Annotated in this window: 9 protein-coding genes and 1 pseudogene; 1 reads left to right on the forward strand and 9 read right to left on the reverse strand. The window is 55.8% G+C overall.

Translation table 11 applies throughout. The features are described 5' to 3' along the window. Positions 1 to 7: 7 nt before the first annotated feature. From Z052_RS21020 to Z052_RS21025, 6 genes are all read right to left on the reverse strand, one after another. Complete coding sequence (locus Z052_RS21020; RefSeq protein WP_241897953.1) at positions 8 to 475, reverse strand: hypothetical protein; 468 nt, start codon at positions 473 to 475, stop codon at positions 8 to 10. A 414-nt stretch (positions 476 to 889) separates the two neighbouring features. After that, positions 890 to 1,516 (reverse strand): hypothetical protein, encoded by a 627-nt coding sequence (locus tag Z052_RS14120; protein ID WP_094521033.1) that lies wholly within the window; start codon positions 1,514 to 1,516, stop codon positions 890 to 892. Between the two features lie 236 nt (positions 1,517 to 1,752). Further along, entirely contained in the window at positions 1,753 to 1,974 is a 222-nt protein-coding gene (locus tag Z052_RS14125; RefSeq protein WP_094521032.1) for a hypothetical protein, read from the reverse strand. A 24-nt stretch (positions 1,975 to 1,998) separates the two neighbouring features. After that, a complete protein-coding gene (locus Z052_RS14130) occupies positions 1,999 to 2,418 on the reverse strand; it encodes a hypothetical protein (RefSeq protein ID WP_094521031.1) in 420 nt (139 codons plus the stop codon). Between the two features lie 17 nt (positions 2,419 to 2,435). Further along, positions 2,436 to 2,831: a transcriptional regulator gene (locus Z052_RS14135; RefSeq protein WP_006630784.1), complete on the reverse strand. Its 396-nt coding sequence runs from the start codon at positions 2,829 to 2,831 to the stop codon at positions 2,436 to 2,438. A 69-nt stretch (positions 2,832 to 2,900) separates the two neighbouring features. Further along, positions 2,901 to 3,086: a DUF6516 family protein gene (locus Z052_RS21025; protein ID WP_321166870.1), complete on the reverse strand. Its 186-nt coding sequence runs from the start codon at positions 3,084 to 3,086 to the stop codon at positions 2,901 to 2,903. Between the two features lie 214 nt (positions 3,087 to 3,300). Here Z052_RS21025 and Z052_RS19825 point away from each other — a divergent pair, with 214 nt between their 5' ends. After that, a complete protein-coding gene (locus Z052_RS19825) occupies positions 3,301 to 3,573 on the forward strand; it encodes a hypothetical protein (protein ID WP_129452622.1) in 273 nt (90 codons plus the stop codon). Positions 3,574 to 3,699: 126 nt separating this feature from the next. Here the strand turns inward: Z052_RS19825 and Z052_RS14145 are convergent, their stop codons facing one another. The 3 genes and pseudogenes from Z052_RS14145 to Z052_RS14155 form a co-directional block, all read right to left on the reverse strand. After that, the gene (locus Z052_RS14145; RefSeq protein WP_094580463.1) at positions 3,700 to 3,981 is read right to left on the reverse strand and encodes a helix-turn-helix transcriptional regulator; all 282 of its coding nucleotides are present in this window, start codon (positions 3,979 to 3,981) and stop codon (positions 3,700 to 3,702) included. 67 nt (positions 3,982 to 4,048) lie between these two features. Next, positions 4,049 to 4,381 (reverse strand): hypothetical protein, encoded by a 333-nt coding sequence (locus tag Z052_RS14150; protein WP_094520452.1) that lies wholly within the window; start codon positions 4,379 to 4,381, stop codon positions 4,049 to 4,051. A 16-nt stretch (positions 4,382 to 4,397) separates the two neighbouring features. Continuing rightward, positions 4,398 to 4,558 (reverse strand): annotated as a pseudogene (locus tag Z052_RS14155) (IS630 family transposase); the annotation flags it as partial.

Here is a 4,558-nt window from a genome sequence, read left to right on the forward strand (position 1 = left end):
CGCTAAACTACAACGGATGCAGTATCCGGAAGAATTGCTCGTACTCCGTCTCACTGACTACCTGAGATAGTGCGCGCTCTGCGTTCCTGTCGTCGATGATCAGCCCCACAGAATTGTGACCCTCAGACACCCGAATTTGAACAAGATTACCGGCGAATTTGGCGTCCGTTTTCGGGAGTTCATCTTCTCGCTCCTGTTCGAGCTTGGCTAACTCTCTGTGTGCTTCGTCAACCATCTCGCTCACGGTAGGTCCGTCACGGATTCGCGCACCGTAATCCGGCTCTGGAAGGGCAACAATCCAGTCCTCGTTACGTATTGGATCAAGCCAATCGTTGACACCGTAGGGACCAGCCCATTCCTTGTCCAACTCCTCGACTACTCCAGTGGAGACGTACAACTGCTTATCATTCGACTGAATGTAGTTGATAGAGATACAAGCGCATACCTCCGTCTTCAGGCGGAGGTCGAGCGACACTCGGCTCGTTTATCCCGGCAGTTTGAAGTCCGTGGCCTCTAGTAAGCACGGATGCTACGGAATCGGTGAGAGGCCGTCCCCGAACCACAAGGGGTGGCGAACCAGTGGTGGTTCGCACGGCAATGACACGGATTCCGACGGGGCCTCATTGGCCGGGCCACAGCCCAACGAGGGAGACAAACGAGAGTTCCCCCGGTGTGTCGCCGGTTCCCTCCGAGTGCGGGTTGGAACCAAACGGCGACGACCGCCCGAATCCGATGGTCGGATTCCTCCGCGTTTACGCGGAGGAGGAGGTCAATAGCTGTCGCCGTTCTGGAGTAGATCGCCCGATTCCACCCAAGACGCTCGAGTCAACGAGGAGTGCATCCGGGAGCGGGTAGAGGGGTGAAGAGCCAACTAATTTCGGCCGATCGCTCATTCCTGCTCAAACACGTACGGAGTGTTTCGAATCTTCCGATCATGTACGTCGTGTTCGAAGGAATCATCGATGAGCCCTGCTTCGACAAACAGGGCAATGATCGGCTCCAGCGCCTGCGTGATGCTGATAGCCTCGATCTCATCAACATTGAGGCGGTCTGCTGCTCCACGACGAGTCACCTCGCCACTGAGATATGCCCGTGTCTGCTCAACCGCCATCAGCAGCTTCGCCTTGCCGTGCCGATCAACGAAGAGTTCGATCTCACTAACCTCGCCGCTTACACCGTAAGCGGCGATCGTAAGCGGGTCAAACAGTATCCGCGTCTCTCCCTCCCCAACGGGGAGAAATAGTGAATCAGTCCGGAGCTGGCTCTCTTTCCCGCTACTGACATCCTCGACAATGTCTAAGTTTTTGAGCTTTCCAACCCGCATTGAGGTTGTACTTCCGGCAAGATCGAGTCTACGCTCGATACTGCTGTTCGTAGTAGGCTGATTCAGCAGGATGTCAGTATACACTCTGGCGATGTCGGGATTCACCAGTATCTCTGAGGCCGCGATAAAGGAGCGTGCGGTGCCCTCTTTCGAGCCGTTCTCGTCCGCAGTCGGGGCGTTTGTTACTACCATCGTAATTCATGATACGTGAACCGAGAACTAATATCTTGTGGCAGTTGTGTCGGACTGTATGGAGGCTCCCAGAAATTGTTCTTAGATAACTGATTTGTGGATACTGGCATTCGTATTCACGTCTTAAGAGAGCATTTCACTTATACGAATTAATCTTAATCTTAAGATTAGTCTGACAGCTTCTTCCGGACAAACGGCTGCTAGCCGGGTACTAGGGCGGTGTCGGTGTTTCGTGGTCACCACCCAGTGGCCATATCCCAGAGGAGGGCGACGTCAACGACACCGAGGATAGCTCCAGCTAGTAGCCACGCATCAAGCAACGATGTGAGGTCCAAGATCGGGCCAGAAACTGCGAGTTCGAAGGCCGACGCCAAACTCGCCACCTCAAACAAGAGTACCCCCGAGATGACCCAGATCACAGTCGCACTAGCAGCGATGAGAAGCTTATTCCCGCTCATCTGTGACGCTCTAGCGACACCAAGCTACTGTCCATCGTACCAGGGCGGCGCACCGAACGCATCAGCGTAGCAGTCTGGGTGACACGGTCGCTTGCGGTTGTCCGGCCATGCCCGGTCGAGCGGAACCTGCTCGCCGCAGAGCCCACACTCGGCGGTGTGACCTGCCTGACGAGCGTCTGGTGAGAGATTCCGCGCCTCGATGTAGAGCGCGTGGAGCGCCCACGGCGTGAGGCGAACGGCGACACGCTCGGCCGGATCGGGATCCTCGTCCGACGTCGCGGCCGAGAGCGTAAGCACCCAGCCGTCACCGGGCTCGCCGTCGGTCGCTGGCCCGAGGGCGATCGTCCCCGCGAGGTCGTCGTCGACGTAGTACCACTCTGCGTCGCGGTCGACGTGGTAGTGGCCATCGGGGCGCGGATTCTCGGGATCGACGTCGTCGCCCATCGTGTATCTTCGCTGAGTCAGGCGTTCGCCTTCCGGCCCTGTCCCGACCCAGTCGTGAGCGGGATGTCGGCGTCGATTTCGTCGTACCACACGACCGGCCGCTTTGCCCGGCCATTCTCCTCGAGTTCGACGAGGCCGTAGTCGGCCAGCTCGTTCACGTTCTCGAGGACCTCTGGTGGGTTCCGATCAACGAGGCGAGCGAGCTCGCGGATGCTCTCCGGCTCGTGTTCGACGATCGCCTCCAAGAGCTCAAGGTTGGTCGAGCGGAAGACGCGACCGAACGTTTCGAGATTCTCGATCGAGAGCGTCGGTTCGCTGGGGTCGACGTCCTCGCCGGCGTCTATCGCCTCGAGGCGCTCTTCGAGGTCGCTACGGTCGGCAGACTTGATCTGAACATGGAGTGTCTGGGTCATGGGGGGGGTGTAGGGTTGTGGGTCGGAATTAGTCGCGGGTCTGTACGTCGGTCACCGTAGTTGATCGGGCTACCAGTCGTCGCGCTTCTCTTCTGGGAGTGCCGCCCGCCAGGCGCGGAAGATCTCCGCAAGGCCGGGGTAGTCGATCTCGAAGGTCTCACCGCCGAGGTGGAGTTCGTGGACGCCGTGGTGGTTGTCGAACCGGATGATTGGATCGTCTGCGCCGGCTTCACCGTAGTGGTGCGCGTACTTGATCCCGTCCTCGAACCGGTCTGAGGTCGGGACCGAAAGAACACGCCTGAGGTCGGGACCGAAAGAACACGCACCCGCGCAACGGTGCCGTCGGCGTAGGCTTCAATCTCGTCTTCGAGCACGGTGACATCATCGCTCATCCACACATGTGCCGACGCACCCTGCTCCGATAAGTGTTAGGAAAAATCCTAACAGTACCAAGGAACGGATAGCACCCATGAAGACAACAGAGCGATCGCTCTGTCAGCTGTGGGGCTACCCAGATGTGGTTGATGCGGTACTACTCGTTGTCGGAGTCGTCATCGACAGAGGCCTGGGACAGCTGTCTGTTGCCTGTCTGAGCTACTGCCCGACTGATTTCCTTCTCAAACAGGTTCTTGATTCTATCTTTGGACAATCCATTGAAAAACAGTGGATGATTCTTCTCGACCAGGTGTTTGGTCGAGTCCCAAATATAGTTCGAATTTTGAGAAGGCAGAAATCGAGTTAATCTTAATCTTAATATTAGTATTAATCTAAATAGTCTCTTCTACGGTGTCTAGATACGCTACGTGGAGTTCACACGAGAAGGGCGTGAAATACTAGAGCTAAACAGTCCTCGAACGCGGCGGTTCGATCAGCTGTCGTGATCAATATAGTTGGCTTCCCATTCAGTCCGAGCTTCAATCTCTCTGGTGCCCCGACGGGTAGTGGTGTACTCGTTGGTCCGTCGGTCGCGCTGGCTCTTCTCGATGAGTCCCTTCTCAACGAGCGTATCGAGATTTGGATAGAGTCGGCCATGATGGATTTCTTTTTCATAGTAGTCCTCGAGTTCGTCTTTGATCGCGAGTCCGTGGGGGTCATCAAGTCCGGCAACTACGTACAGCAGATCGCGCTGAAAGCCAGTGAGATCGTACATGTCGCAATTTACTCATTCGAGTTTTGAAATACTATTGATCTGGCCCTGTATGGAGTGAAGTGATTCATCACTCTCCCCGTGGGTCACCAACCGGTATTTCACCATATTCTGGACATGAGACCCATCCCTGTCCGAATGCTCTACCCATCCCTTTGTCCGGGCTCCATTCGTGTTCATCCCCACAATGTGGACAGTCTACCAGTGGAGGGTCAATCTCCAGTGCCTCTTGCTGGATGAAATGATTTCCTTGGTATGAGTCACAGTTCTGACAGACGTTTCCCCAGACTTTCTTGCCAAGAGTATTGCTGTAGACCCGTTCAACAGGGGTTTCGTAATTCGCTAATATATCTCCGAGAGGCGTATCAAGATGGTCTCCTTGTGGCCAGACCACAGGCGTCATCTGTCTTTAGTTATACTCACGGACATAAATACGTAAACACATCTGGGATTTCGACCCGGTCGAGTGCAGAGAGAGCAGCCTCACGGAGATCGTCGAGTGTGTCAAACAGGCGGTTCCCAAGTTCTTGATCAAGTTGTCTCCAACACTCTTCCGCGGGGTTCAGCTCCGGTGAACCCC

It is taken from the genome of Halorubrum sp. C191 (assembly GCF_002727095.1).
GTDB lineage: Archaea > Halobacteriota > Halobacteria > Halobacteriales > Haloferacaceae > Halorubrum > Halorubrum ezzemoulense.

What these genes read in the sequence shown, in the direction of transcription:
- Z052_RS14120 (WP_094521033.1), bottom strand. Translation starts at nt 1,516, where the DNA reads ATGGTAGTAACAAACGCCCCGACTGCGGACGAGAACGGCTCGAAAGAG.
- Z052_RS14125 (WP_094521032.1), bottom strand. Translation starts at nt 1,974, where the DNA reads ATGAGCGGGAATAAGCTTCTCATCGCTGCTAGTGCGACTGTGATCTGG.
- Z052_RS14130 (WP_094521031.1), bottom strand. Translation starts at nt 2,418, where the DNA reads ATGGGCGACGACGTCGATCCCGAGAATCCGCGCCCCGATGGCCACTAC.
- Z052_RS14135 (WP_006630784.1), bottom strand. Translation starts at nt 2,831, where the DNA reads ATGACCCAGACACTCCATGTTCAGATCAAGTCTGCCGACCGTAGCGAC.
- Z052_RS19825 (WP_129452622.1), top strand. Translation starts at nt 3,301, where the DNA reads ATGAAGACAACAGAGCGATCGCTCTGTCAGCTGTGGGGCTACCCAGAT.
- Z052_RS14145 (WP_094580463.1), bottom strand. Translation starts at nt 3,981, where the DNA reads ATGTACGATCTCACTGGCTTTCAGCGCGATCTGCTGTACGTAGTTGCC.
- Z052_RS14150 (WP_094520452.1), bottom strand. Translation starts at nt 4,381, where the DNA reads ATGACGCCTGTGGTCTGGCCACAAGGAGACCATCTTGATACGCCTCTC.